21 protein-coding genes are annotated in these 25,543 nt (G+C 70.8%); 9 read left to right on the top strand and 12 right to left on the bottom strand.

All coding sequences use genetic code 11. From position 1 onward, the window contains the following. The first annotated feature begins 80 nt into the window (after nucleotides 1–80). Complete coding sequence (locus H9645_RS11230; RefSeq protein WP_191729787.1) at nucleotides 81–1,667, top strand: tetratricopeptide repeat-containing sulfotransferase family protein; 1,587 nt, start codon at nucleotides 81–83, stop codon at nucleotides 1,665–1,667. Nucleotides 1,668–1,710: 43 nt separating this feature from the next. Here H9645_RS11230 and H9645_RS11225 read toward each other — a convergent pair whose 3' ends face one another. Together H9645_RS11225 and H9645_RS11220 are read right to left on the bottom strand one after the other, a co-directional pair. Further along, entirely contained in the window at nucleotides 1,711–3,495 is a 1,785-nt protein-coding gene (locus H9645_RS11225; protein ID WP_191729786.1) for a phosphoenolpyruvate carboxykinase (GTP), read from the bottom strand. Nucleotides 3,496–3,602: 107 nt separating this feature from the next. Beyond that, complete coding sequence (locus tag H9645_RS11220) at nucleotides 3,603–4,208, bottom strand: TetR/AcrR family transcriptional regulator (protein ID WP_386659749.1); 606 nt, start codon at nucleotides 4,206–4,208, stop codon at nucleotides 3,603–3,605. A gap of 152 nt (nucleotides 4,209–4,360) precedes the next feature. On the opposite strand from H9645_RS11220, the gene H9645_RS11215 reads away from it, so the two are divergent. Genes H9645_RS11215 through H9645_RS11205 form a run of 3 tightly spaced genes read left to right on the top strand, consistent with a single transcriptional unit; the run spans nucleotide 4,361 to nucleotide 7,746 of the window. After that, nucleotides 4,361–6,835, top strand: a complete 2,475-nt coding sequence (locus tag H9645_RS11215) for an acyl-CoA dehydrogenase (RefSeq protein WP_191729785.1) — start codon at nucleotides 4,361–4,363, stop codon at nucleotides 6,833–6,835. Between the two features lie 57 nt (nucleotides 6,836–6,892). Then, nucleotides 6,893–7,369 (top strand): hotdog fold domain-containing protein, encoded by a 477-nt coding sequence (locus tag H9645_RS11210; protein ID WP_191729784.1) that lies wholly within the window; start codon nucleotides 6,893–6,895, stop codon nucleotides 7,367–7,369. Then, on the top strand, nucleotides 7,366–7,746 hold the full coding sequence (locus H9645_RS11205; protein WP_191729783.1) for a hypothetical protein: 381 nt from the start codon (nucleotides 7,366–7,368) through the stop codon (nucleotides 7,744–7,746). Before H9645_RS11210 ends, H9645_RS11205 begins: the two co-directional genes overlap by 4 nt. A 67-nt stretch (nucleotides 7,747–7,813) precedes the next feature. Here H9645_RS11205 and H9645_RS11200 read toward each other — a convergent pair whose 3' ends face one another. The 3 genes from H9645_RS11200 to H9645_RS11190 all read right to left on the bottom strand — a co-directional run bounded on the left by H9645_RS11200 (nucleotide 7,814) and on the right by H9645_RS11190 (nucleotide 11,780). Further along, nucleotides 7,814–9,184: an NTP/NDP exchange transporter gene (locus H9645_RS11200; RefSeq protein ID WP_191729782.1), complete on the bottom strand. Its 1,371-nt coding sequence runs from the start codon at nucleotides 9,182–9,184 to the stop codon at nucleotides 7,814–7,816. Between the two features lie 103 nt (nucleotides 9,185–9,287). Then, nucleotides 9,288–11,171, bottom strand: coding sequence for a M48 family metallopeptidase (locus H9645_RS11195; RefSeq protein ID WP_191729781.1), 1,884 nt, complete (start codon nucleotides 11,169–11,171; stop codon nucleotides 9,288–9,290). 6 nt (nucleotides 11,172–11,177) lie between these two features. Beyond that, the gene (locus H9645_RS11190; RefSeq protein WP_191729780.1) at nucleotides 11,178–11,780 is read right to left on the bottom strand and encodes a LemA family protein; all 603 of its coding nucleotides are present in this window, start codon (nucleotides 11,778–11,780) and stop codon (nucleotides 11,178–11,180) included. A gap of 83 nt (nucleotides 11,781–11,863) precedes the next feature. On the opposite strand from H9645_RS11190, the gene H9645_RS11185 reads away from it, so the two are divergent. Then, entirely contained in the window at nucleotides 11,864–13,291 is a 1,428-nt protein-coding gene (locus tag H9645_RS11185; protein WP_191729779.1) for a serine hydrolase domain-containing protein, read from the top strand. Between the two features lie 108 nt (nucleotides 13,292–13,399). On the opposite strand, the gene H9645_RS11180 is transcribed toward H9645_RS11185, so the two are convergent. From H9645_RS11180 to H9645_RS11150, 7 genes are all read right to left on the bottom strand, one after another. Beyond that, entirely contained in the window at nucleotides 13,400–13,930 is a 531-nt protein-coding gene (locus H9645_RS11180) for a hypothetical protein (RefSeq protein ID WP_191729778.1), read from the bottom strand. Between the two features lie 798 nt (nucleotides 13,931–14,728). Continuing rightward, the gene (gcvH, locus tag H9645_RS11175) at nucleotides 14,729–15,121 is read right to left on the bottom strand and encodes a glycine cleavage system protein GcvH (protein WP_189497197.1); all 393 of its coding nucleotides are present in this window, start codon (nucleotides 15,119–15,121) and stop codon (nucleotides 14,729–14,731) included. Nucleotides 15,122–15,190: 69 nt separating this feature from the next. Then, the gene (gene gcvT, locus H9645_RS11170) at nucleotides 15,191–16,291 is read right to left on the bottom strand and encodes a glycine cleavage system aminomethyltransferase GcvT (RefSeq protein ID WP_191729777.1); all 1,101 of its coding nucleotides are present in this window, start codon (nucleotides 16,289–16,291) and stop codon (nucleotides 15,191–15,193) included. Between the two features lie 99 nt (nucleotides 16,292–16,390). Beyond that, nucleotides 16,391–17,362: a DUF6607 family protein gene (locus tag H9645_RS11165; RefSeq protein ID WP_191729776.1), complete on the bottom strand. Its 972-nt coding sequence runs from the start codon at nucleotides 17,360–17,362 to the stop codon at nucleotides 16,391–16,393. 207 nt (nucleotides 17,363–17,569) lie between these two features. Continuing rightward, nucleotides 17,570–19,678 (bottom strand): TonB-dependent hemoglobin/transferrin/lactoferrin family receptor, encoded by a 2,109-nt coding sequence (locus H9645_RS11160; protein ID WP_343218349.1) that lies wholly within the window; start codon nucleotides 19,676–19,678, stop codon nucleotides 17,570–17,572. Nucleotides 19,679–19,930: 252 nt separating this feature from the next. Continuing rightward, on the bottom strand, nucleotides 19,931–20,137 hold the full coding sequence (locus tag H9645_RS11155; protein ID WP_191729775.1) for a hemin uptake protein HemP: 207 nt from the start codon (nucleotides 20,135–20,137) through the stop codon (nucleotides 19,931–19,933). Nucleotides 20,138–20,190: 53 nt separating this feature from the next. After that, entirely contained in the window at nucleotides 20,191–21,174 is a 984-nt protein-coding gene (locus H9645_RS11150) for an aldo/keto reductase (RefSeq protein WP_191729774.1), read from the bottom strand. An 85-nt stretch (nucleotides 21,175–21,259) separates the two neighbouring features. On the opposite strand from H9645_RS11150, the gene H9645_RS11145 reads away from it, so the two are divergent. The 4 genes from H9645_RS11145 to H9645_RS11130 all read left to right on the top strand — a co-directional run bounded on the left by H9645_RS11145 (nucleotide 21,260) and on the right by H9645_RS11130 (nucleotide 25,542). Next, nucleotides 21,260–22,390 (top strand): GGDEF domain-containing protein, encoded by a 1,131-nt coding sequence (locus H9645_RS11145; RefSeq protein WP_191729773.1) that lies wholly within the window; start codon nucleotides 21,260–21,262, stop codon nucleotides 22,388–22,390. 82 nt (nucleotides 22,391–22,472) lie between these two features. Beyond that, the gene (locus H9645_RS11140; RefSeq protein ID WP_191729772.1) at nucleotides 22,473–23,771 is read left to right on the top strand and encodes a NupC/NupG family nucleoside CNT transporter; all 1,299 of its coding nucleotides are present in this window, start codon (nucleotides 22,473–22,475) and stop codon (nucleotides 23,769–23,771) included. Nucleotides 23,772–23,780: 9 nt separating this feature from the next. After that, entirely contained in the window at nucleotides 23,781–24,749 is a 969-nt protein-coding gene (locus tag H9645_RS11135; protein ID WP_191729771.1) for a ribokinase, read from the top strand. 88 nt (nucleotides 24,750–24,837) lie between these two features. Continuing rightward, nucleotides 24,838–25,542 (top strand): DUF4893 domain-containing protein, encoded by a 705-nt coding sequence (locus H9645_RS11130; RefSeq protein ID WP_191729770.1) that lies wholly within the window; start codon nucleotides 24,838–24,840, stop codon nucleotides 25,540–25,542. The last annotated feature ends 1 nt before the right edge of the window (nucleotide 25,543 follow it).

Below are 25,543 nucleotides of genomic sequence, written 5' to 3'. Positions count from 1 at the left end.
ATAATGGCCGACCGCAGGAAAGCCGCCATCGCTCGACATCGGGCGCGCGCGCTCCGAGCCAGTACAGGATCACTCCATCCATGGACACAGACGTCCTCAAGCAGGGGGCGATCGCCGCCCTGCAGCGTCAACAGTGGGACCAGGCACACACACTTGCCTCCCGCCTGATCGAGTCGGGATCGAACGACCCTGAAGTACACTTCATCGCCGGCATGGCCATGCTCGAACAGGGCCGTGCCATCGAAGCGCAGCGGGCGATCAGGCGCGCCATCGACCTGGCGCCCGGGCGCGCCGACTTCCAGCTCAGCCTCGCGCGTGCCTGCGCGTTCTCCCAGGACTACGACGGGGCGCTCGCCGCCGCCGCCGCCGCCGAGCGACTGCTGGCGCGGGACAGCGCCGTCGGCTTCGACACCCTTGGCGTGGTGCTGGTGCAGTGCCGCGCCTATGAGCGCGCCACGGCCGCCTTCCGCCATGCGGCCGGGCTGGCACCCTCGAATCCGGGGGTGCGCTTCAACCTGGGCACCGCGCTGACCTTCTTCGGCGACATCGACGCCGCCGAACGCGAACTTGAAGCCTGTATCAGCCTCGATCCCCATCACTGGCGCGCGCACCATTCGCTGTCCCAGCTGCGCCGGCAGACCAGGGAGTCGAACCACATCGAACGCCTCGCCGCGCTGGCGGAGCAGGCCGCCGGCAAGGTGACCGCCACCACCTTCCTCAACATGGCGCTGGCCAAGGAACTGGAGGACATCGGCGAGCACGACGCCGCGTTCGATCGCATGGTGGCGGGCAAGGGCGCACCCAGGGAGCTGCTGGGCTATTCCAGGGCCCGGCAGCAGGAACTCTTCGACGCCCTCGCGGCGGGCTTCCCCCAGCCGTGGTCGGAAGCCACGACCACGGGCAGCGATGCGCGCGCGCCCATCTTCATCGTGGGCCTGCCCCGCACAGGCACGACCCTGGTGGATCGCATCGTATCCAGTCACCCGGGAGTGCAGTCCGCCGGGGAACTGCACAACTTCGCGTCGGTGTGGAAGCGCGCAATGGGCGGTCCGTCGTTCGAGATGTTCAACCCTGCGCACGTCACCCGGGCCCTCGAAACGGGGATCGACTGGCGTTCGCTGGGTGACGATTACGTGGCGAGCACCCGCGCGTTCACCGGCTCACGGCCCTTCTTCACCGACAAGCTGCCGCACAACTTCCTCTACCTCGGCTACATCGCCTGCGCCCTGCCCCACGCGCCGCTGGTGTGCGTGCGCAGGCATCCGCTCGACACCTGCCTGAGCAACTTCCGCCAGCTGTTCGCGCCGGAGTCGCCCTACTTCGACTATTCCTACGACCTGCTCGACATCGGCCACTATTACATCCTCTTCGACCGGCTGATGGCGCACTGGAAGGCCGCGTTCCCCGGCCGCATCCACGAAGTCCGCTACGAGACCCTGGTGACCTCGCAGGAGGCCAGCAGCCGGGCGCTGATCGCGCACTGCGGGCTGGACTGGGACGACGCCTGCCTGGCATTCGAGAAGAATGCCGCACCGGTCACCACGGCCAGCGCGGTGCAGGTCAGGTCCGGCATGTACACCAGCGCACTGGCGCGCTGGAAGCGCTACGAGGCGCAGCTCGCCCCGCTCAGGTCGATGCTCGAAGAGGCCGGCATCGACTGCGACTGATGGAGGCTCCCGGCGGCCCTCGCGGTCGCCGGGAGCCGGTGCCTCAGGCCATGGCGCCGAGGCTGGCGCGCAGCGGCGACTCCGCGGGAACGCCGAGCTCGTCGAGGTAGGCGGCCACTTCGACGGCCTCCGCCTGCCAGCCAGGCTCGTCCACGCGCAGCAGTTCGCGCATGGTGCCGTCCTCGATGTCGAGGCCATCGCGGCGGATCGCCTCGAACGTCGGCAGGTGGCCGATGCGCGACTCCGTTGCCGCGGCTTCCCCGCTGACGCGCCCGATGATCCACTCCAGCACGCGCAGGTTGTCGCCGAAGCCGGGCCACATGAAGCGGCCATCGGCATCCTTGCGGAACCAGTTGACGTGGAAGACCTTCGGCAGCTTCGCCCCGGGACGGTCGAAGGACAGCCAGTGCGCGAAATAGTCGGCGAAGCCGTAGCCGCAGAAGGGCTTCATCGCCATCGGATCGCGGCGCATCACGCCCACGGCGCCGGTGGCGGCCGCGGTGGTTTCCGACCCCATCGCCGCGCCGACGAGCACGCCGTGCGCCCAGTCGCGCGCCTCGAACACCAGCGGCACCAGGTTCGAGCGGCGGCCTCCGAACACGATCGCGCTGATCGGCACGCCCTGCGGATCCTCGGCATGCGCCGAGAAGGTCGGGCACTGCTTCGCGCTCACGGTGAAGCGCGAGTTCGGGTGGGCGGCGGGGCCGCGGGCGGGATCGAAGTCGCGCCCCTGCCAGTCCTTCGCCGGCACGCGCTTGTCCAGGCCTTCCCACCAGGGCTGGCCGTCGTCGGTGGTGGCGACGTTGGTGAAGATGGTGTCGCGCCCGATGGTGTGCAGCGCGTTGGGGTTGGACTTTTCGGAGGTGCCCGGAGCGACGCCGAAGAATCCGGCCTCCGGGTTGATCGCCCACAGCCGGCCGTCCTCGCCGGGGTGCATCCAGCAGATGTCGTCGCCGACCGTCCACACCTTCCAGCCCTGCTCGCGGTAGGACTCCGGCGGGATCAGCATGGCCAGGTTGGTCTTGCCGCAGGCGCTCGGGAAGGCCGCGGCGACGTAGTGCACCTCGCCCTGCGGGTTCTCGATGCCGACGATCAGCATGTGCTCGGCCAGCCAGCCCTCCTGGCGCGCCTGGTGCGAGGCGATGCGCAGGGCGTGGCACTTCTTGCCCAGCAGCGCGTTGCCGCCGTAGCCGGAGCCGTAGGACTTGATCACCAGCTCTTCGGGGAAATGCATGATGAAGCGGCGATCGGGGTCGAGCTCGCCGGTGGAGTGCAGGCCGCGCACCAGCGGCTTGCCCTCGTCGCCTTCGCGCTCGATCCGCGCCAGCGCCGCCGCGCCCATGCGGGTCATCAGGCGCATGTTGGCGACGACGTAGGGCGAGTCGGTGATCTCGACGCCGCAGCGCGCCAGCGGCGAGTCGATCGGGCCCATGCAATAGGGCACGACGTACAGGGTGCGCCCTTCCATGCAGCCCTCGAACAGGGCGTCGATCTTCGCATGCGCCTCGGCCGGGGCCATCCAGTGGTTGTTCGGGCCGGAGTCCTCCCGTCGCTCGTGGCAGACGAAGGTCAGGTGCTCGACGCGGGCCACGTCGTCTGGGTGCGAGCGATGCAGCACGCAGCCGGGATGGGTGTCCTGGTTGAGCGGCAGCAGGGTGCCGTCGGCCATCATGGCCTCCTGCAGGGTGTCCGCCTCGGCGTCGCTGCCGTCGCACCAGACCACGCGGTCGGGACGGGTCAGCGCGGCGACCTCGTCCACCCACTGCTGCAGGGACGCAAGCCGGGTGCCGGGCGTCGCATTTGCGCCCCGCTGGGGAACTGCATTCATGTCTCGCGCCTCCGGAGTGCGCTGTTTTCAGGCTGGATCGGCAATTCTAGCCAGCGGGCCCCCTGCCGCCGTGCTGCACCGCGTCATCCAGCGGCCCGGGAATGCCGTCAGCGAGGAACCAGGGTGTCCATCAGGTGCTCGACATACTCGTCGAACTCCTCCTGCGGCATGCGCGCCTGGTGCAGCTGCAGGTTGAGCTGCAGGAAGCCGACGTAGGCCGCATAGGTCAGGCGGGCGCGGTGTCGGGCGTCGGTGCGCCCCAGCCCGGCCTGGCGGAACGAGGCCGTGAGGTAGTCGAGCCGGCGCTGCGAGACGCGGCCGATCACGGGCAGGACCGCCGGGTGGTCGGGCGCCTTCAGCAACGCGCTGTAGACCACGTGCGACTTGAACTCGCGCGCGACCATCTGGAACAGCGAGCGCAGGCGCTCGGCGGGATCGGCCACCGTCTCCAGCTTGCCGAACAGCTCCTGCTCCTCGAACGCCTCCCAGCGCTCCAGCGCCGCCTGCAGCAGCGCGTCGCGCGAGGGAAAGTGCCAGTAGAAGCTGCCCTTGGTCACCCCGAGCCGCCGTGCCAGCGGTTCCACCGCGAGCGCGGCGACGCCCTGTTCGGCGATGAGGTCGAGCGCGGCCTCGGCCCAGTCCCCGGCGCTGAGCCGGCTGCGTTCGCCCTTGGCGGCGGTGGTCTTCATGCAGGCGAGTGTATCCATACGCATGGGTGCGGGACAGCCTCGGCGCCCGCGTTGACAGGCCGCGGCCCGCGTGTCCATACTGCTCCGTATGGGCCAGTCGAGGGGACCCGTGCCGCAAGGCGGGTACACACTGGCCTCCACCAGCCAAGCGGGCGCAATGCCCGCGGAGACATGCCATGAGTATCGTCGTCCCCTTCCTCGTCCTGCTGCTGGTCGGCGCCTTCGCCGCCTACCACCGGATGCGCCTCGCCACGTGGGCCGCGATCACCGCCGCGGCGCTGGCCGCCTGCTGGCTGCTGGGCGCGAGCCGCGCGGCGACCATCACCGCAATCGTGCTCGCGGCGCTGGTCGCCGTGCCGCTGCTGCTGCCCTTCATCCGCAAGCCGCTCGTCACCGCGCCGCTGCTGACCTTCTACCGGAAGATCCTGCCGCCGCTGTCGCAGACCGAACGCATCGCACTGGAAGCCGGCTCGGTCGGCTTCGAGGGCGAGCTGTTCTCGGGCGCGCCGGACTGGAACGTGCTGATGTCGCAGCCGAAGCCGGAGCTGACCGCCGAGGAACAGGCCTTCCTCGACGGCCCGGTGGAAGAGCTCTGCCGCATGACCGACGACTGGGACATCACCCACGTCCGCGCCGACCTGCCGCCGGAGCTGTGGCAGTTCATGAAGGACAATCGCTTCTTCGGGATGATCATCCCGAAGGAGTACGGCGGGCTCGGCTTCAGCGCGCTGGCGCACCACAAGGTGATCCAGAAGCTGGCCTCGATCTCGAGCGTGGTCAGCTCGACGGTCGGCGTGCCGAACTCGCTGGGTCCCGGCGAACTGCTGATGCACTACGGCACCAAGGCGCAGAAGGACCATTACCTGCCGCGCCTCGCCAACGGCACCGACGTGCCCTGCTTCGCGCTCACCGGCCCCTTCGCCGGCTCCGACGCGACCTCCATCCCGGACTTCGGCATCGTCTGCAAGGGCGAATGGGACGGCGCCCAGGTGCTGGGCGTGAAGCTCACCTTCGACAAGCGCTACATCACCCTCGCCCCGGTGGCCTCGCTGATCGGCCTGGCCTTCCGCATGTACGACCCCGACGGCCTGCTGGGCGATGTGCGCGACATCGGCATCACGCTGGCGCTGGTGCCGCGCGGTGTGGAGGGCATGGACGTCGGCCGCCGCCACTTCCCGCTCAACTCGCCGTTCCAGAACGGCCCGGTGCGCGGGCATGAGGTGTTCGTGCCGCTGAGCCAGATCATCGGCGAGGAGAACGGCTTCGGCGAGGGCTGGCGCATGCTCAGCGAGTGCCTGTCGATCGGCCGCTCGATCACCCTGCCCTCCACCGCCAGCGGCGGCGCCAAGTCCGGCGCGGTCACCACCGGCGCCTACGCGCGCATCCGCAAGCAGTTCGGCCTGTCGGTCGGCCGCTTCGAAGGCGTGGAGGAGGCGCTGGCGCGCATCGGCGGCAAGGCCTATGCGATCAGCGCGCTGTCGCAGGCCACCGCCGCGGCGGTTGACCGCGGCGACGTGCCGGCGGTGCCGTCGGCGATCGCCAAGTACCACTGCACCGAGATGGGCCGCGAGGTTGCCAAGGACGTCATGGACGTGATCGGCGGCAAGGGCATCATCCTCGGGCCGCGCAACTTCGCCGGGCGCGCCTGGCAGGCCTCGCCGATCGCGATCACGGTCGAGGGCGCCAACATCATGACCCGCAGCCTGCTGATCTTCGGCCAGGGCGCGATCCTCTGCCATCCCTGGGTGATGAAGGAAATGAAGGCCGCGCAGGACCCGGACGAGCGCGCCGGCGTGGACGCGTTCGACCGCGCGCTGTTCGGCCACATCGGCTACGCGATCTCCAACGCCGTGCGTTCGGTATGGTTCGCGATCACCGGTTCGCGCTTCGGTGTCGCCCCCGGCGACGACTACACGAAGCGCTACTTCCGCCGCCTCAACCGCCACTCCGCCAACCTGGCGCTGATGGCCGACGTGTCGATGCTGATGCTCGGCGGCAAGCTGAAGTTCAAGGAGTCGCTGTCGGGCCGCCTGGGCGACGTGCTCAGCCACCTGTACATGGCCAGCGCGATGCTCAAGCGCTATCACGACGAAGGCGCCCCGGCCGCCGACCAGCCGCTGCTGGCCTGGGCCTACCACGACAGCATCCACAGGATCGAAACCGCGCTCTCCGCGGCGCTGCGCAACTTCCCGATCCGTCCGGTGGGCTGGCTGATGTGGGCGCTGATCTTCCCGCTGGGCCGCCGTGCGGTGGCCCCGGGCGACCGCCTGGGCCACCGCGTCGCCGCGCTGCTGATGTCGCCCAACGAGGCGCGCGACCGCCTGGCGCGCGGCGTGTTCACCACGCCCGGCGCGAACAACCCCGCCGGCCGCATCAACAGCTATCTCGCCGCGGCGGTGGCCGCAGAGCCGGTGGAGCGCAAGTTCCTCAAGGCGCTGAAGAACAAGGGCATCGAGGCGCTCGATTTCGCCAGCCAGCTCGACGAGGGCGTGCGCGAGGGCTGGATCACCGCCGAGGAGCGGACCCAGCTGGAGGAGCTGCGCGCGATGACGCTCGACACCATCTCCGTCGACGACTTCGACGCCCACGAGCTGCGCGCGGCGACATACTACGAGCGCTACCGCTCCGACGGAACCCGCGAGGCGGCCTGATCCGGAACACACCCCGAGGGCGCCCGACCGGCGCCCTCGTCATGTCAGGAGAACGCCATGGCCGCATCCATCCTCGACATCCACCGCCGCGTCACCCGCTGGCCCTGCGGCGGCTGGCTGTTCTCGAAGCTGGTCTGTCTGAAGGCGCCCTACTTCGCCAGCATCTCGCCGCGGATCGAGCGCCTGGAACCCCGGCGCTGCGAGGCGAGCCTGCGCCACCGCCGCCGCGTCACCAACCACATCGGCAGTGTGCACGCGATCGCGCTGTGCAACCTCGCCGAGCTTGCCGGAGGGCTCGCAACCGACGCCAGCCTCCCGCCATCCATGCGCTGGATCCCGAAGGGCATGGAGGTCGAGTACCTGAAGAAGGCCATGGGCACGATGCGCGCGGTCGCGATGCCGGCCGCGCCGGTGGTCGAGTCGACCGAGGGCTATGCGCTGCCGGTGGCGGTCACCATCACCGACCCGGCGGGTGAGGCCGTGTTCCGCGCGCGCATCTCCATGTGGGTCTCGCCGAAGCGCTCAAGGCCATGACCGCACAGGCGCTGCTCCTCCTGTGCGCCATCCACAGCCTCGGCTTCTCCCTGTTCCACCTGGCGTTCTGGACCCTGTTCAAATGGCCGCGGACGCTGGCCACCACCACGTTGCCCAACCGCGCGATCGTGCAGATCGCGAACGTGCAGCTGGTCTGGGTGTTCCTCCTGGTCGCCGTGCTCTGCCTGCTGTATCCACGCGAACTGGCCGGCACGCCGCTGGGCCGCGCCTTCCTGCTCGGCATGTCGGGGTTCTGGGCATTGCGCCTGGCCACCCAATTCGTGTGGCTGCGCGTCCACCATCCGCTGGTGCATGCGCTCAGCCTCGCCTTCGCGCTCGGTGCGATCGTGTTCGCGCTCGCGGCATCTGCCGGATAGGGCCGCCCGCGCGGCGCGACGCGGACGGAACCACTGTGGCGCGGCGCCGAAGCCGGCTTTCAGCGACTCACGTCGGCCTGGGGGGCGCATGCGCAGGCTCCGCACGCGGGTCGTGCGGGAGCGTGCGCTCGGCGCGCACCACGCGCCATGCGCCGAACGCCATGCCCAGGGCGATGCCCAAGCCGGCCAGGAACACCATGCTCGACCCCAGCGTGGCCAGCGCCTTGTGCACCCAGACGAAGGTGAGGTCGCCGCCGCGGTACACGGCGGTGTCAATCACCGCCTTGGCCTTGTAGCGCTCCTCGCGGTCGACGCGCGTGTACAGCGTCTCGCGCGCGGGCTTGGCCAGGGAGAACTCGCTGGCGCGGGTCACGATCTGCACGATCGCCACCAGCATCGGCAGCGGCGAGGCCGACAGGGCCGCGAAACCCAGCATGATCGCGAACGCCGGCAGCAGCAGCAGCGGCGCGATGCCGTAGCGCTGCAGCAGGAAACGCGTGAGCAGCAGCTGGATGGCGATGGTGAGGCCATTGATCGCCCAGTCGAGCATGGAATAGAAGGCGGCCCGCTCCTCGGCGGTGGCGAAGGCGGCGCGTACGATCCGCGCCTGCTCGTTGTACAGCAGGGTGCCCACGCCGACGCCGAAGAACATCAGCAGCGCCAGCGCGCGCAGCAGCGGCCGCTGCCACACCAGGCGCAGGCCGGCCAGCATCGAGCCGCCCATGGCCCGGCCGTCGGCGCCACCGCCCTGGCTGCGCTCGCGCGACAGCGCCCAGGGCCGCAGCTTCATGATGCAGAGCAGGCAGATGCCGAGGAAGCCGGCCGACACCAGCAGCAGGTTGGCCACGCCCACCGGCTCGACCAGGAAGCGGGTGATCGCCGGGCCGACCAGGGCGCCGACCGTGCCGGCGGCGCCGATGTAGCCATAGAGCTGCTTAGCGTTCGCGTTGTCGAACACGTCGGCCATGAAGCTCCAGAACACGGTCACCGCGAACAGGTTGAACACCGCCACCCAGACGAAGAACGCCGCGCCGCGGCCGGGGATCGCGCTGTCGAAGGCCCACCAGAAGCCGAACAGGCAGGCGATGAAGGCCAGGTACACCGCCGGCAGGAACACCCGCCGCGGGAAGCGCGACACCAGCGCGCCGTACAGCGGCTGCAGCACGACCATGGCGATGAAGGTGGCGGTGAACAGCAGCTGCAGGGTGAACTCGCCGAGCTCGACGCCGAAGCGCTCGCCCAGCGCGATCAGGCCGCGCGGGAACACCGCGGCGGCATCCGACGACGCGCCCATGGCGTCGCGCACGGGGCGCAGCACGTAGTAGCCGCAGAGCAGGCTGAAGAAATACAGCATCGCCCACCACAGCGGCGGCGACGCGGACAACGCGGCCCGGAAGCGCCCCAGGCGCCGGTCGGCGCCCGCCTGCTCGCTGATCATCAAACCGATGCCTTCCGGTTGCCGCCCATCGCTGGCGGCACGTTATCCGATCGAAGGCCGCCGCCGCCACCTCGCCGTCGGGAACACAGCGTGGCCCGGGCGCTCAGGCGGCTTCCAGCCCCGGCGGCAGCGGGCAGTGCAGCACGCCGCAGATGGTGCGCAGCAGCTCGGATTCCGCCACCGAGATGCGGCCGTCGTGGCTGGCGGCGGCGGTAACCGCCTCCACCATCAGCTGCTTGGCCAGCGGCTCGAGCGCATCGAGCGCCGGCCAGACCGCGTCGAGCGCGAGTACGCCATTGGCCGGCGGCGCGTAGGGCAGGTGGTCGCGCGGCAGCACGCGCTGCAGGCCGGCGAGGTAGGCGCGCTGCGCGGCCGCGGGGTCGCCCGGGTTGCCGGCGTGGGCGACGACCGCGAGCAGGGTCGCGAACTCCCCGCGCACGTTGCCGGGCTTGCGCCGGCCGAAGCGCGCGTGGCGTGCCGGGTCGAGCGATTCGCGCAGCTGCACCTCGAGCAGGCGCCCCAGGCAGTACTCGAACAGCGAGACCCGTCCGTCGCAGTGGACGATCGCGTGCACGGTGTCGAGCAGCGTCTCCAGCTCGGGGCGCGGGCGGCGGCGCAGCACGGGGAAGGCGAGCGCGGCCAGCGGCAGGCGCTGCATCGGGTGCAGCAGCTGCAGGTCGCCGCCGTGCAGCGCCAGCGCCTCGCGGGCGACCTCGTCGCCCATGCGCGCGGTGATCTCCGGCAGCTGGCGCGCGCGCAGGGCCGCATCGTCGTCGAGCAGCAGCCCGAGCACGACCTGGACCACCGCCCCGCGCGACTGCGCCAGCGCGCGCAGCGGGGGCGGCATCGCGTGCACGATCGCATCGGCCCGCCGGTAGTCGTCGGCCTCGGGACTGCCGACCTGGGCGGCGACCATCGGCGGGGTGACGTCGAGCCGTGCGTCGCGGGAAGGCAGCGGCGCCGCGTGCCCGTCCAGGCCCATCATCCGGTCCTCCTGCAGCCCCGACGGCGGCGACAGCGTCCACTGCCGGCGCAGGCCCTCGAGCTGCTCGCCGCGGAAGCCGGGCTCCAGCGCCTGGATGCGCTCCAGGATCGGCGGATGGGTGGCGAACAGCCCGCTGAAGCCGACGCCATCGCCGAACAGCATGTGGCTGGCCTCCTCGGCGTCGGCCCGGTCGCTCAGGCGGGCGCCGTCCGGAAGCCCTGCGATCTTCTTCAGCGCCCCGGCCAGGCCCGAGGTCTGGCGCGTGAACTGCACGGCCGAGGCGTCGGCCAGGCGCTCGCGCGAGCGGCTGACGCTGGCCTTGATCATGCGGCCGAAGAACATGCCGATGCTGCCGACCACCAGCGCGACCAGCGCGGCCATCATCACCGCGGCGGCGTTGCGGTCGCGGCTGCCGCCGAGATACAGCACCTTGCGCCCGATCAGGCTGATCATGAGGATGCCGAACAGCACGCCCATCAGCCGGATGTTGAGGCGCATGTCGCCGTTGGCGACGTGGCTGAACTCGTGGGCGATGACGCCCTGCAGCTCGTCGCGGTTGAGGCGGTCGAGCGCGCCGCGGGTCACCGCGATCGCGGCGTCGCTGGACGAGTAGCCGGCGGCGAAGGCGTTGATCGCCGCCTCGTTCTCCATCACGTAGAGCCCGGGCACCGGAACGCCCGACGCGATCGAGATCTCCTCGACCACGTTGCGCAGGCGGCGCAGCGAGGCGTCGGTGGTGTCGTGCGGCACCGGCGTGCCGCCGAACTGCAGGGCGACGGCGTCACCGCCCCCGCGCAGCGACGCCAGCCGGTACAGCGAGCCGAGTCCGATCACCGCCAGCGTGGCCAGCGTGGTGAAGGCCAGCAATGGCCAGTTCGTGCCCGCCACCAGCAGCACCGCGAGGTCGATCGCCAGCACCATGCCGGCCACCGCCAGCGCGAACAGCACCACGAGGCGGGTGCTGCTGCGGCGCGCCCTGGCCTGCTGCTCGAAGAAGTTCATCGAGCGTCAGAACTGGACCTTGGGCGCCTCGCGGACCTCGGCACGGTCGGCCGGGATCTCCAGCAGCGCCGCGGCGTCGAAGTTGAACATGCCGGCCACGATGCTGGACGGGAACACTTCGCGCTTGTTGTTGTAGGCCATCACCGAATCGTTGAAGGCCTGGCGGGCGAAGGCGACGCGGTTCTCGGTCGAGGTCAGTTCCTCGGTGAGCTGCATCATGTTCTGGTTGGCCTTGAGGTCCGGATAGGCCTCGGCCACCGCCAGCAGCCGGCCGAGCGCGCCGTTGAGCATGCCCTGCGACTGCGCCAGCTCGGCCATCGCCGCCGGATCGCCGGGGCTGGCCTTGGCCGCGGCCAGGCCGGACACGGCGGCGCCGCGGGCGGCGATCACCGCCTCCAGCGTCTCGCGCTCGTGCTTGAGGTAGCCCTTGGCGGTTTCCACCAGGTTCGGGATCAGGTCGAAGCGGCGCTGCAGCTGCACGTCGATCTGGGCGAAGGCGTTCCTGAAGGCGTTGCGGGCGGTGACGAGGCCGTTGTAGATGCCGACGCCCCATCCGATCGCGACGACGATCACACCCACAAACACGAGCAGGATCAGCAAGCTGGACATCAAAGCTCCCCTTGTTCATGCAATTGCGGAGGCAGAGGCATATGATCACCCCGCAGTCGCAGCATACGCAGGGGATACGCCCGATGAAAGACGCAGCGCGCACGCCTCGCCGCCTCCTCCTGGGTGCCGGCCTGTTCGCATGCCTGACGCCGATGGCGGTGGGCACCGCGGCCCAGTCGGAACTTCGCTGGCAACCGTCCACCGACGTGCAGGCACCGCCGGCAACCGCCTCCGCCGCGACAACCGGCGCCTCGCCGCTCCTGGCGCCCGGCACGAAGCCGATGCCGCTGGCCGACGGCTTCGACGTGGCGCGCTTCGAAGCAATGGCGCAGGCGGTGGTCGCCAACCAGCGCGTGCCGGGACTGGCGATGGCCATCGTGCACAAGGGCGAGGTGCTGAGCGCGCGCGGCTACGGCATCACCGACGTCAGCAACGCTGAGCCTGTCGACGCGCATACCGTCTTCCGCCTGGCCTCGCTGTCCAAGCCCTTCGCCGGCACCGTCACCGGGCTGCTGGTGGCCGAGGGTTCGCTGCGCTGGGACAGCCACGTGGCCGACTTCATGCCGGCGCTGCGGCTGTCCCGCCCGGACGCCGCCGCCAGGCTGACCGTCGCCGACGTACTCAGCCACCGCGTGGGCCTGGGCCGCAACACCTACGACCGCGACATCGAGCGCAACGCCGACTACCGCAGTCTGGTGCAGCGGCTGGCGAACGCTCCCATGACCTGCGATGTCGGCGACTGCTACAGCTACCAGAACGTGGCCTTCAGCCTCGTCGGCGACGTGGTGTCGGCGGCATCGGGACAGTTCTTCAGCGAGGCGGTGACGGGGCGCATCTTCAAGCCGCTGGGCATGGACGACGCGAGCTACGGTCTTGAAGGCATCCAGGCGAGCCCGCGCTGGGCGAAGCCGCATGTGCGTGCCGGCGGCGGCTGGCGTTCGCTGATGCCCAAGCCGACCTATTACCGCGTGGCGCCGGCCGCCGGCGTCAACGCCAGCATCAGCGACATGGCGCAGTGGCTGATCGCGCAGTCGGGGCGCCGCCCGGACGTACTGCCGGCGCCGCTGCTGGCGACGCTGCAGCAACCGCTGGTGTCCACGCCCGGCGAGATGCGCAGCTCCGGCTGGCGCCGCCAGCGGCTGGGCGATGCCGGCTACGCGCTCGGCTGGCGCGTCTATGACTATTCCGGGCATCGCGTGGTGTTCCACGCCGGCGCCGTCCAGGGCTACCGCGGCCTGATGGCGATGATGCCGGAACGCGACCTCGGCGTCGTGGTGCTGTGGAACGGCGAGAGCAGCCTGCCCACCGGCCTGCTGCCGACCATCCTCGACAGCGCCATCGGACTGGCCCCGCAGCCCTGGCTCGACGTCGACTTCGATGACGTCGAGGACCTGATGCTCGCGAACGCGGCCGGAGACGGTCGTCCGGGGCATGCCGCCGGGGCGGCTGCAGCGGCCCCGGCCGGCAGCGGCAGCGGCGGCAGCGCAGCGTCCAACGCCAGGCCGGAGTAGCTCCGCACCGGGCGCTCGCCCGGATCACCGCTTCCCCGCCTCCAATGAAAAACCCCTCCCCCGCCTGGGCTGCGGGAGAGGGGCCTGATCGACGGCTATCGGGGTTGCTTACATCAGCGGCGCGGGCGCGGCCGGAATGGAGACGACCGGAGCCTTGGCCTTGCGGGGCGCGCGCTTCTTCGCCGCCTTCTTGGCGGTCTTCTTGGCGGCCTTCTTCGCAGGCGCCTTCTTCGCCGCCTTCTTGGCGGTCTTCTTGGCGGCCTTCTTGGCGGCCTTCTTGGCCGGGCTCTTCCTGACGGCCTTCTTCGCGGCCTTCTTCGCCGTCTTCTTCACGGCCTTCTTCGCGGTCTTCTTGACCGCCTTCTTTGCCGTCTTCTTCGCCGTCTTCTTCACGGCCTTCTTGGCGGTCTTGCGGGTGGCCTTCTTGGCGGTCTTGCGGGTGGCCTTCTTCGCCGCCTTCTTGGCGGTCTTCCTGGTGGCGGCCTTCTTCGCCGTCTTCTTCACGGCCTTCTTGGCGACCTTCTTCTTCGCGACCTTCTTGGCGACCTTGCGCGGTGCCGCCTTGCGTGCGGTCTTCTTGGCGGCCTTCTTCACCGCCTTCTTGGCGACCTTCTTCTTCGCGACTTTCTTCGTGGCCATGGGATGGCTCTCCTCGTCAGTTGGACTTGCAGGTGCTACTGCCCAGTACGAAACACATCGCGGGTATCGGACCCGCGATCAACCGACGACGCGCAGGGCGCGTCGCACCGGATCCTGTGTCCGGGCCATCCGTGCCCGTCGTCATCCAGGAGCGCGGGCGCCCCCGGCGTGCCGGTCCTTCGGCACTAAAAAACCCGCTGCGCATGGCGCCGCGGGTTGCCTGCATCCACTGGCCTGGAGTTTTCGCGGGGAAGACAACGCCTGAGTCCACCATGTCGACCATCCGGGCGGAGGACTGAGTTGTATCGCGCGTTGTTGTCCGGGTCGCACTCACTCGCTTCTGTGGCCGCGTGTTGTTGGGCGAAACCTAATCACGGTTTTTTTCGCTGTCAACACCCATCGTCGCGTGACCGTCACGCCGCGTCGCGCGGCGAGCAGCCGCGACGACGGCGATCGCGCACGTCCGCATGCGCGACCGACGGCCGATGCAATTCGCGCGCAACGGAACGCCGTCGCCAAACGTCTTGTTTTAAGCACTTTGCGCTCCAACGCGCGGCATGAGCTCGGCATGCGCCCGATCGTTCCCGCATCGTCCGTGCCGGTGCGCACGAAGGATCCGAGTGCCGGAAAAAAACGTGCGGGGGATGCGCGACGCGATGCATCGCATGCGTGCCCCAGGCTCGATTTGCGCGAAAGTGCGCGAAGCTTTTCGACGTTCCCCGTTCCCGGAACGCGAACGCCGGGCAGTGCCCGGCGTCCGTTTCGACCATGCCGCGCAGTGCGCGGCGAACGGTGCGATCAGCCTTCGTCTTCGACCAGCGCCGCATAGGCGTCGGGATCGAGCAGGTCGTTCGCCTGCTCCGGTTCGCTCGCCTCGATCACGAACAGCCAACCTTCGCCGAACGCGTCCTCGTTGATCGTCTCCGGCTTGTCGGCCAGCGCGGAATTGACCGCGACGATCGTGCCCGACATCGGCGCGTAGATGTCGGAGGCGGCCTTGACCGACTCCACCACCGCGCAGGCGTTCCCGGCTTCCACGCTGTCGCCGACGCCGGGCAGGTCGACGTAGACCAGGTCGCCGAGCAGGCCCTGGGCATGGTCGGAGATGCCGACGGTGACCTTGCCGTCGCCTTCGACTCGGGCCCACTCGTGGGACTTCATGAACTTCAGGTCGCCAGGGATGTCACTCATGTCTGCTGCTCCGGGATCGCCGTGGTTGGGAGGTGGGGGACTAGTGTAGCCAAGCGCCGTGCCGGTGGATCAGATCCCCTCGCGCGGCTGGCCGTCGCGGACGAAGGGCCAGGCCACCACGCGCACCGGGACCTCGCGGCCGCGGATGTCGACGCGCACCTCGCCGGGCTCGCCGGCCGGGATCCGGGCCAGCGCGATCGACTTGCCGATCGTCGGCGCGAAGGTGCCCGACAGGATCTCGCCCTCGCCGCTGCCGGCAAGCACCTTCTGGCCGTGGCGCAGCACGCCCTTCTCGTCCATCACCAGGCCGACGACCTGGCGGGCATCGCCGCGCGCCTGCTGGGCTTCGAGCGCGGCGCGGCCGTTGAAGTCGCGGCCTTCGTCCAGCGAGACCGTCCAGCCGAGCCCGGCCTCGTACGGCGTCACCGACTCGTCCATGTCCTGGCCGTACAGCGGCAGTCCCGCCTCCAGGCGCAGCGTGTCGCGCGCGCCCAGGCCCGCCGGCTTCACGCCCGCCGCGACCAGCGCATCCCAGAACGCCACCGCATGCTCCTCCGGCAGCGCGACTTCGAAGCCGTCCTCGCCGGTGTAGCCGGTGCGCGCGATGAACAGCGGCGCGCCATCGGCCGAGCGCACGTCGCGGCTGGCGAACCGACCCAGCTTCGCGATCGCCGCGCGGTCGTCCGCATGCAGCAGGCCGATCACCCGCTCGCGCGCCTCGGGCCCCTGCACGGCGATCATCGCCAGGTCGTCGCGCACGCGGACGTCGAGGTCGAAGCCCTCGGCCTGGGCGTTGATCCACGCCAGGTCCTTGTCGCGCGTGCCGGCATTGACCACCAGGCGCTGGAAGTCGTCGCCCAGGTGGTAGACGATCAGGTCATCGATCACGCCGCCCTGGCCGTCCAGCATGCAGGTATACAGGGCCTTGCCCTGGACCTTGAGCTTGTCGATCGAGTTGGCCAGCAGCCTGCGCAGGAACTCGCGCACGCGCGCGCCGTGCAGGTCCACCACGGTCATGTGCGAGACGTCGAACATCCCGGCGTCGCGGCGCACCGCGTGGTGCTCCTCGATCTGCGAGCCGTAGTTGATCGGCATGTCCCAGCCGCCGAAGTCGACCATCTTCGCGCCGAGGGCGCGGTGGGAATCGTTGAGGATGGTCTTGCGGGTCATGCCGGCGCTCCTGCGGTGAACGGAGGGCCATTATCGCCGACCGCGGTCGCGGGTGTCCGGGATCCGCCGCAGCGCGCGGCCGGCCGGCGACTGCCGGCGTCAGTCCCCGGCCGGCGGCGCCTCGACCCACTCCGCGAACGCGGCGTCGATGTCGGCGTCGGGCACGGGCCTGCCCTCTTCGACTCCGGCCGCCTGTGTGAACAGCGGGATGATCAGCGCCATGCCGTCGATCTTCGTCTTCAGGCGCAGGCCGCGGCCGTCCTCCAGGAAGGCGTCCCAGCGGGCGCGCACGCGCTCCCAGTAGCCGGCGGTCGCCTTCCAGTAGTCGAGCGCGGGGGTGAAGTCGACGTCGGTGTCGCTGCGGTAGTCGTTGAAGCCGTACTCGCGGGCGATGGTGCGCACGGTGGAGCCATCGGCGGCGCGCACGGCCTTGGTGTTGTCCTGCTCGTGGGTCCAGCCGCCGGGGACGATGGTGTGGCGGTTCTCCACGTTCATGGCGTTGTAGTCCTCGCGCTTCGTGTACTCGCGGCGCGGCAGCGGGCGCCAGGTGCGGTCGGAGGTCCAGGTGGCGACGCCGTAGCGATGGTTCCAGCGGCCGGTGCCGCAGTAGCGCGGCGCGTCGCTGACCTCGTAGACGCACTGCGTCCAGGCACCGCGGGTCTTCTCCGGCGCCAGCGGGCGCACGCGCCAGGTCTGGTCGGCGCTGAACTCGAAGCGCTGCTTGGCCTCCCAGGTCCAGTCCTGGCGCCAGTGCTTGGTGACATGCCCGCTTTTCGGGTCGACCAGGATGTGCTGCAGCACGATTCGATGCGGCGTGCCGTCGGCGCGCGCCGCGTCCTCGACCAGGATCACCACTTCGCTGCCGCCGCTGCGCTGCGCCGGCGCGCGCTCGTAGCCGGGCGCCAGCAGCACGGTCTCGTCGAAGGCGAAATCGACGTCGTACTCGCCGAGCATGGCGAGGATCGCGCTGCGATCCGCGACCGGGTCGGCGGCGCGCTCCGGTTCCCGGGCGGAGGCGGAGGCGGAGGTCGCCAGGCCGGCGAGGAGGAGGATGGTGGCGTGCGACTTCATGCGTGCGCTCCGGGAAAGGACCTGGAAAAAGGTGGGATGACGTTGTTCGCGGCGATGGCGTCGGCATCGGCGCCCCGCTGCGGGCGGTACAGGCGCACGACCGTGCCCGGCATCGCCAGTCCGGACGGCAGCGGGAGGGCCCTGGCTACCACTCCACCGACAGCTTGACGGCGACGTTGCGCCCGGCGGCGGTATAGCGGTCGAGCGTCAGGCTCTGCCCGGACACCAGCGGCAGCGCACCCGCGCCCCAGTACGTGCGGTCGGCGAGGTTGGACACACCCACGTCCAGGCGCGCGCCCGGGGCGAAATCCCAGTGCGTGTACAGGTCGAGCACGGCGTGCCCCGGGCTTTCGTAGTAGGTCGTGCCGTCGGGCGGGGTCGGCAGCGATCGCGGCGGCCGACGAAGCGGCCGGCCAGCTCCACGCCCCAGGCCTCTCCGCGCCAGGCGATGCCCAGGCTGCCGGTGAGCGGATCCACGCTTTCCAGCGGTTCGCCGCTGGCCTCGTCCTCGCCGCGTGACCAGGCCGCGGCCGCGCGCAGCGACCAGCCGTCCCAGCCGTTGGCCAGCGCGCCCAGGTCGACCCCGGCCTTGAATTCCACGCCGCGGATCTTCGCCTGGGCGACGTTGCGCGACTGGTACACCATCAGCCCCTCCTCGTTGAAACCGACGAAGGCCATGGACTCGATGAAGTCGTCGTAGCGGTTGGAATAGCCCGAGAGGCTGGCGTGGACCGCGTCGCCATTGAAGCGCAGCCCGGCCTCGAAGCCGTCGCTGGTCTCGGGGCGCAGGTCGGGATTGGCGACCGCGGTGTAGCCGAACATCGCGTTGGTGAACCCGATGTTGACGTCGCTGTAGGGCGGCGCCCGGAAACCGCGGGCGTAGCCGCCGAACAGCGACCAGTCGCCGGAGAAGTGCCAGACCGCGCCCAGCTTCGGCGACACCTGGGTTTCCGTCAGGTCCACGGCGACGAAGTCCGGGTTGTCGCCGGCGAAGATGGCGTCGACCTCGGGCTCCAGCCGGTAATGGTCCACGCGCACCGCGGGAACCAGGCGGAAGCCACCGTCGCCGAAGATGATTTCGTCCTGCACGTACAGCGCCGCGGTGGTCGTGGTGCTGTTGGGGAAGTCGCGCACCGGGAAGACGTCGGGCAGCATCGCCGGCGTTTCGACCCCGGTCAGCGGGAAGATCCGCAGGCCGTCGCGCTTCTGCCGGGTGCGCGTGCGCGACACGTCCAGGCCGTAGGCGAGGTCATGGCGCACGCCGCCGGCGTCGATGCCCTTGCGGAGATTGAGCTGCAGCCCGTCCGCACGCTGGTCGAAGTTGAACTCGCGCCGGCGGATGTCGGCGAGGGTCGGCGCGGGCAACGTGCGCTCCTCGACCGTGTGCTGGGTGGTCTCGCTGTCCTGGCGGTAGACCTGCCAGTCGAGGGCGTCGGCGAAGCCGGCGCCCACGGCGTCCATCTCGTGGACGCCCACGGCGTCCATCTCGTGGCCCAGCGACACCCTTGCCCGGGTCTGGTGGTCACTCGCAAGCACGCGGTCGTTGACAGCCATGGTCAGCTGCTGGAATCCGCGCGAGGTGTACATGTCGGTGTCCGCGCTGTCCTCGTTGCCCTCGACGGTCAGCCTGAAGCGCTGGTCGGCGGCAGGCGCGAACAGCAGCTTCGCCAGCAGGCTGCGGCCGTCGCGCTGCTGCGGATTGGGCTTCGTACGCAGGTGCACCCAGCGGCCGTCGAGGAAGGTGGGCTCGACGTCGTCGTTGGTGCCCATGTTCTCCGGCTCCCGGCCCTGGCGATGGCCGACCGCGACCAGGCCCGACCAGCGCTCGCCGCCGAACGCCGCGGTGGCGCCGCCGGACAGGCCGTTCCAGTCGCTCCCGTAGCCCATGCGGACGCCGAAGTACGCGTCCCTGCCCTCGCCCAGGTAGTCCGCCGGATCCCTGGTGATGAACGACACCACGCCGCCCAGCGCGTCCGAGCCGTACAGCGAACTGCCCGGACCGCGCACGACTTCGGCGCGCTTTAGCGTGTCCATGTCGACGAAGTTGCGGTTGGCGTTGGAGAAGCTGCCGATCAGGAACGCATCCGGCACCGCGATGCCGTCGGTCTGGATGCGCACGCGGTTGCCGCCCAGGCCGCGGATGCGGATGTCGCCGATGCCGTAGCGGCCAAAGCCGATGCCGACGGTGATGCCGGGTTCGTAGCGGAAGAGGTCGGCGAGGTCGCGCACCAGCAGCTCGTCCATGCGCTCACGCTCGATGACGTCCACCGTGTTGGGCACGTCGGCGGCCACACGCTCGGTGCGCGTGGCGGTCACGACGACGGGGTCAACTCGACCGCGGCCTGGGCGGACACGGCGGCGGGGGGGGCGGCGCCGGCGGGCGCGTCGGTGGCAGGGAGGGAGGATTGCGCCTGCGCGAACGCGGGCAGCAGCAGGCCGAGGGCCAGGAAAAGCCGGGTGGGTCGCATGGGAACTCGCTGGTGGCGCGGCGAGCTGGCGACCGGCGGGGCCGGGTGCTTGCAGCCGGAAATCCGGTGGTCGGGTGCCGCGGCATCGCGGCGTCGCGGCCTACTTGGTGAGGATCAACTTGTCGTTGCGCGTGTGCCGCAGGCGGTAGACCTCGTTGCCATGGCGGATCAGCACTTCGCGCTGCCCGTGCAGGAGACGGGCGCTGTCCACTTCACCGGTGGACTCGAAGGATGTGGCGTGGCCCAACGGCGACGCCAGGTCGGCGGCGGTTTCGAAGCTGGACGGATGGGCATGGGAGGCAAGCATGGCAGGCACCTCGTCGATAGGAGATGTCGATGCTAATGATTCTCATTTGCCTGTCAACCGTCGCGTGCGCAGCCCTCCGCGATCGCCTCCGCCCGGCTCCACGCGCCCTCGTCGAGCCGCCCCGCCAGTTCCAGCGCGCCGAAGTTGGCGCGCAGCTGCTCCACCCGGCTGGCGCCGAGGATCACGCTGGATACGTGCGGATTGCGCAGGCACCAGGCGATGGCCAGCGCGGCGGGCTCCACGCCGAGCTCGGTGGCGAGCGCGGCGAAGCGTCGGGCGCGCTGCAGTCGCTCGGCGCCTTCGTCGCCGGCGAGGCGTTCGCGCATCCACGCCTCGCGAGCCGCCCGCGAACCGGCGGGAACGCCGTCGCTGTAGCGGCCCGACAGCACGCCCGAGGCCAGCGGCGACCACACGGTCAGGCCCAGGCCGAGTTCGGCGTACAGCGGCGCGTATTCGAGCTCCACGCGCCGGCGATGGAGGAGGTTGTACTGCGGCTGCTCCATGGTCGGCGGCTGCAGCTGGTGCGCGCGCGCCACCGCATGCGCCTCGCGCACCAGCGCGGCCGGCCACTCCGAGCTGCCCCAGTACATGACCTTGCCCTGGCGCACCAGCGCGTCCATCGCGGCGACGGTTTCCACCAGCGGCACCTCGGGATCCGGACGGTGGCAGAAGAACAGGTCCAGGTAGTCCACGCGCAGCCGCTTCAGCGCGGCGTGGCAGGCATCGTGCAGGTGCTTGCGCGACAGCCCGCGCTGCAGCGGCAGGGGCTCGGCGGCCGAGCCGAACATCGCCTTGCTCGACACCGCGTAGCCGTCGCGCGGCAGCCGCAGGTCGGCGATGACGTCGCCGAGCATGCGTTCGGCCTCGCCGTGCGCGTAGTTCTCGGCGCTGTCGAAGAAGTTGACGCCGTGGTCCCAGGCGGCCGCCACGAGGTTGCGGGCCTCGGCGCGCGGGATCGCGCCGCCGAACGTGGTCCAGGTGCCGAACGAGAGCGCGGACAGCGCGAGGCCGGAGCTGCCAAGCCTGCGGTATTCCATCGTCGACGCCTCCATCGCACTGCGGGACCCGCAGTTTACGCAAGCGGCCGCGCTATCCTCCCCCGCAGGGACGGGAGCACGGACGATGCACGCCAGCGACGGCGGAATCCGCGACACGCTGCGGCGCCTGCTGGCGCCGCCTGACCAGGTCATGCGCAGGCTGGGCGCCGGCGGCGAGCGCCTGGTCGCGCGCGTGCGCGTGCTGCTGTCGGTACTGGCGCTGCCGCTGCCCCTGCTCGCAGCCGCGGGCGGCGCCGCGATCGGCGGCATCCTCGTCCTGCTCGGCGCCGTGGTGCTTGCCAACGCGATGGCGCTGGCCTGGCTGGTGCTCGCCCGCAACCCGCGGCCGTGGCTGCCCTACGCCACCTGCAGCTGGGACATCAGCGTGGTGACCACCGCACTCGTCGCCTGCGCGCTGCGCGACCCCGCGCTGGCGGTCGACGGCATGGCGGCATGGCCGTTCTACCTGGTGGTGGTCTGCTCGGCCGCGCTGCGCGCCGACGGCCGGCTCACGCTCTATGCAGGGGGCCTCGCGCTGCTGCAGTACGGGCTGTTCGCGCTGGCGGTGCACATGGGTGACGGGCTGCCGGAAGCCACGCTCGCATCACGGTCCGAAGCGACCGGCATCGGCGTGCGCCTTCTGCACCTGCTCCTGCTGCTCCTGGCCACCGGGTTGGCCGCGGTCGCCGTCCGGCACATGCAGGCCCTGGTGGAAACCTCCGGCCACGATGCGCTCACCGGCCTGCCCAACCGTTCCTGGCTGCTGCAGCGCATGCCGCACGTCTTCGCCAACGCCCGCAATTCGGGCGCGTCGCTGACCCTGGTCCTGCTCGACATCGACCGCTTCAAGCGCGTCAACGACGAGGCCGGGCCGCAGGCGGGCGACCGCGCCCTGCGCCACATCGCCTCGACTATGGGCGAAATCCTCGCCGAAAACGAATCCCTGGCGCGGATCGGCGGCCAGGAGTTCGTGATGCTGCTGCACGGCCCGGCCGGGAGCGCCTGGGAGCGCCTGGACCGCCTGCGCCGGACCCTGGTCGAGCGCCCGTTCCTGCCCGAGCGCGGCCAGGACGCGTTCGCCTTCACCTTCAGCGCCGGTCTCGCGGCCTGGCCCCAGGACGGCGGCAGCACCTCGAGCCTGCTGGGCTGCGCCGACCGCCGTCTCAAGTGCGCCAAGGCCGCCGGCGGCAACCGGATCGTGGCCCGCGACGCCTGAGCGCGGTTGCCCGCCCCGGCGCCCTGCACTACGCTGCCCCGTCGCCGCGCACCCGCGGCAGTTCCCGGGGAACGGTTTCACGATGGAAGTCTTGACACGGATCGGCTTCGGCCTCTTCGGCCTGGCCGTGCTCATCGGGATCACCTGGCTGTTCTCCAACAACAAGGGCCGGGTCGACTGGAAGCTGGTCGGCACCGGCATCGTCCTGCAGATCGCGTTCGCCGCGCTGGTGCTGCTGGTGCCCGGCGGGCGCGACGTGTTCGACTGGCTCGGCCAACTGTTCGTGCGCGTGCTCGGCTTCGTCAACGCGGGCTCCGAGTTCATCTTCGGCAACCTGATGGACGTCGACACCTATGGCTTCATCTTCGCCTTCCAGGTGCTGCCCACGATCATCTTCTTCGCCTCGCTGATGGCGGTGCTGTACCACTTCGGCGTGATGCAGATGGTGGTGCGGGCCATGGCCTGGGCGATCACCAAGGTCATGCGCGTCTCCGGCGCCGAGACCACCAGCGTCTGCGCCAGCGTCTTCATCGGCCAGACCGAGGCGCCGCTGACCGTGCGCCCCTACATCTCGCGCATGACCGAGTCCGAGCTGATCACGATGATGATCGGCGGCATGGCGCACATCGCCGGCGGCGTGCTGGCGGCCTACGTGGGCATGCTCGGCGCCGGCGATCCGGCGCAGCAGGCCTACTACGCCAAGCACCTGCTCGCCGCCTCGATCATGGCCGCGCCGGCGACGCTGGTGATCGCCAAGATCCTGATCCCCGAGACCGGTGAACCGCTGACCCGCGGCACGGTCAGGATGGAGGTCGAGAACACCACCAGCAACGTCATCGACGCTGCCGCGGCGGGTGCCGGCGACGGCCTGAAGCTTGCGCTCAACATCGGCGCCATGCTGCTGGCCTTCATCGCGCTGATCGCGATGATCAACGCGCCGCTGACCTGGCTGGGCGACGTCACCGGCGTCGCCGCGGCGATCGGCAAGCCCACCGACCTGGCGGCGATCTTCGGCTACGTGCTGGCGCCGCTGGCCTGGCTGATCGGCGTGCCCTGGGCGGACGCCGGCACCATCGGCTCGCTGATCGGGCAGAAGGTGGTGATCAACGAGTTCGTGGCCTACCTGCAGCTAGCCGAGATCGTGAACGGCCGCGTCGAAGGCGTCGGCCTCAGCGACGAGGGCCGCCTGATCGCGACCTACGCGCTGTGCGGCTTCGCCAACTTCAGCTCCATCGCGATCCAGATCGGCGGCATCGGCGGACTCGCGCCCGACCGCCGCCAGGACCTGGCGCGCTTCGGCCTGCGCGCGGTGCTCGGCGGCACCATCGCCACCCTGATGACCGCCACGATCGCCGGCGTGCTGACCCACATCGGCGCCTGAGCACGCACGATGTCGCGCGTCGTCGTCGCCGGCTCGTTCAACGTCGACCACGTCTGGCACTGCGCCACGCTGCCGCGCCCGGGCGAGACGCTGGCCGGCGGGTACTCCACCGGCCCCGGCGGAAAGGGGTTCAACCAGGCCGTCGCCTCGGCGCTGGCCGGCGCCGACACCACCTTCGTCTGCGCGCTCGGTGACGACGATGGCGGGCGCCTGGCCCGACGCCTGGCCGCCGCGCACGGCATCGACCTGCGCGCCGCGGCCAGCGAGGCCGCCACCGGCACCGCGGGCATCTACGTCGGCGACGACGGCACCAACAGCATTGTCATCGGCCCGGGCGCGAACGCGGCGCTGACGCCGGAGTTCGTGGCCGCGCAGGGCGAGGCCATCGCCGCCGCCGACGTGGTGCTGGCGCAGCTCGAATCGCCGCTCCACGCCATCGTCGAGGCCCTGCGCCTGGCCCGCGCCAGCGGCGCGCATACCCTGCTCAACCCCGCGCCCGCGAATGCCGGCTGCAGCCGCGAACTGCTGGCGGTCGCCGAAGTACTGACCCCCAACGAGACCGAATTCAGCGGCCTGCTCGCGCGGCACTGCGGCGCCGACGTCGATCCGGCCGCGCTGGCGGGCCTGGACGACGAACACCTGCACCGGCTCTGCCGCACCCTGCTCCCGCGCGGCACCGTGGTGCTGACGCTGGGCGCGATGGGGTGTTTCGTCTCGCACCGCGAGGACAGCCTGCGCGGCGACGGACAGGCGCACTACCGCTGCCCGGCGGCCGCGGCCAGGGTGGTGGACACCACCGGCGCCGGGGATGCCTTCAACGGCGCACTGGCGGCGTCGCTGGCCGGCGGGCCCACGCGCCCCTTCGCGACCCACGTGCGCTTCGCGACGCGCTACGCCGCGCTGTCGACCGAACGCCCAGGCGCCGCCGCCGCGATGCCCGGGGGCGACGAAGTCGCCTCGCGCTTCCCCGGGGCCTGAACGCACCCGGGGGCCGGCGGCGCCCGGGTTCACCGCCGACTCATCGCCCGCGCGCCACCGTGCCCGGGCGATGACTGCGGAGACGATGGTGAAGCCTGCCCTGATTGCCGCCACCTCGCTGGTCCTGCTCGCCGCCTGCTCGCCGGAACGGATGCATGGACCCGATGCCAATGCGCGCCCGGATGCCCGTGGGGAACACGTGCCTCCCGACCCGCCCGCCACGACGACACCGGCACCGTCACCCGCGCCCGCCGCGGAGTCCCCGCCCCTCCGCGGCTGGCATGCCGTCGTGCTGCCCGCGCATCGCGCCATGGTCGACGACGCCGTGGCGCGGGCCACGGCCGCGACCACCGGCGACGACGAAGGCTCGCGGCACGCCCGCCTGCTGCTCGAGCGCGCGCGCGAGCCGCTCCAGCCCGGCGACATCGGCGGTGCCTGGCGCGTGCGCTCGATCCAGGTCGACGGCGGACAGGGCTTCGTCTATCCCTACTTCGCGGCGACCATCGACGCCGACGGCACCGGCGACGCCAGCTACAGGTTCGCCAAGACCAGCGGCTCGCAGCGGCGCAGCGGGCGGCTGTATCCGATGGACGGGGCCGGATTCGTGTTCCTGGGCGCGCGCACGGTGAACGAGGAGCCGCCGCGCACCTACAGCCGCGTCGCCGCGCCGGACGCCGCCACCCCCGGCGAACACGACAGCGCCGGCCGGCTGCTCAGGATCGGCCCGCGCGAACTGCTGATGGTGCTGGACGCGGAAGGCGACCGCTTCGAGCTCTACCACCTCCGGCGCTGAG

Source organism: Luteimonas colneyensis, from assembly GCF_014836665.1.
In the GTDB taxonomy this organism is placed as follows: Bacteria; Pseudomonadota; Gammaproteobacteria; order Xanthomonadales; family Xanthomonadaceae; genus Luteimonas; species Luteimonas colneyensis.
The sequence above is the reverse complement of the archived record's forward strand: the minus strand, read 5'-3'. Positions and strand labels throughout refer to the sequence as shown.

Excerpts from the sequence above, each read along its gene's own strand:
- H9645_RS11220 (WP_386659749.1), bottom strand. The coding sequence starts at position 4,208 with ATGCGTATGGATACACTCGCCTGCATGAAGACCACCGCCGCCAAGGGC.
- H9645_RS11150 (WP_191729774.1), bottom strand. The coding sequence starts at position 21,174 with ATGGAATACCGCAGGCTTGGCAGCTCCGGCCTCGCGCTGTCCGCGCTC.
- H9645_RS11155 (WP_191729775.1), bottom strand. The coding sequence starts at position 20,137 with ATGCTTGCCTCCCATGCCCATCCGTCCAGCTTCGAAACCGCCGCCGAC.
- H9645_RS11140 (WP_191729772.1), top strand. The coding sequence starts at position 22,473 with ATGGAAGTCTTGACACGGATCGGCTTCGGCCTCTTCGGCCTGGCCGTG.
- H9645_RS11205 (WP_191729783.1), top strand. The coding sequence starts at position 7,366 with ATGACCGCACAGGCGCTGCTCCTCCTGTGCGCCATCCACAGCCTCGGC.
- H9645_RS11230 (WP_191729787.1), top strand. The coding sequence starts at position 81 with ATGGACACAGACGTCCTCAAGCAGGGGGCGATCGCCGCCCTGCAGCGT.
- H9645_RS11165 (WP_191729776.1), bottom strand. The coding sequence starts at position 17,362 with ATGAAGTCGCACGCCACCATCCTCCTCCTCGCCGGCCTGGCGACCTCC.
- H9645_RS11190 (WP_191729780.1), bottom strand. The coding sequence starts at position 11,780 with ATGTCCAGCTTGCTGATCCTGCTCGTGTTTGTGGGTGTGATCGTCGTC.
- H9645_RS11145 (WP_191729773.1), top strand. The coding sequence starts at position 21,260 with ATGCACGCCAGCGACGGCGGAATCCGCGACACGCTGCGGCGCCTGCTG.
- H9645_RS11200 (WP_191729782.1), bottom strand. The coding sequence starts at position 9,184 with ATGATCAGCGAGCAGGCGGGCGCCGACCGGCGCCTGGGGCGCTTCCGG.
- H9645_RS11185 (WP_191729779.1), top strand. The coding sequence starts at position 11,864 with ATGAAAGACGCAGCGCGCACGCCTCGCCGCCTCCTCCTGGGTGCCGGC.
- H9645_RS11225 (WP_191729786.1), bottom strand. The coding sequence starts at position 3,495 with ATGAATGCAGTTCCCCAGCGGGGCGCAAATGCGACGCCCGGCACCCGG.
- gcvT (WP_191729777.1), bottom strand. The coding sequence starts at position 16,291 with ATGACCCGCAAGACCATCCTCAACGATTCCCACCGCGCCCTCGGCGCG.
- H9645_RS11210 (WP_191729784.1), top strand. The coding sequence starts at position 6,893 with ATGGCCGCATCCATCCTCGACATCCACCGCCGCGTCACCCGCTGGCCC.
- H9645_RS11180 (WP_191729778.1), bottom strand. The coding sequence starts at position 13,930 with ATGGCCACGAAGAAAGTCGCGAAGAAGAAGGTCGCCAAGAAGGCGGTG.
- H9645_RS11135 (WP_191729771.1), top strand. The coding sequence starts at position 23,781 with ATGTCGCGCGTCGTCGTCGCCGGCTCGTTCAACGTCGACCACGTCTGG.
- H9645_RS11215 (WP_191729785.1), top strand. The coding sequence starts at position 4,361 with ATGAGTATCGTCGTCCCCTTCCTCGTCCTGCTGCTGGTCGGCGCCTTC.
- H9645_RS11195 (WP_191729781.1), bottom strand. The coding sequence starts at position 11,171 with ATGAACTTCTTCGAGCAGCAGGCCAGGGCGCGCCGCAGCAGCACCCGC.
- gcvH (WP_189497197.1), bottom strand. The coding sequence starts at position 15,121 with ATGAGTGACATCCCTGGCGACCTGAAGTTCATGAAGTCCCACGAGTGG.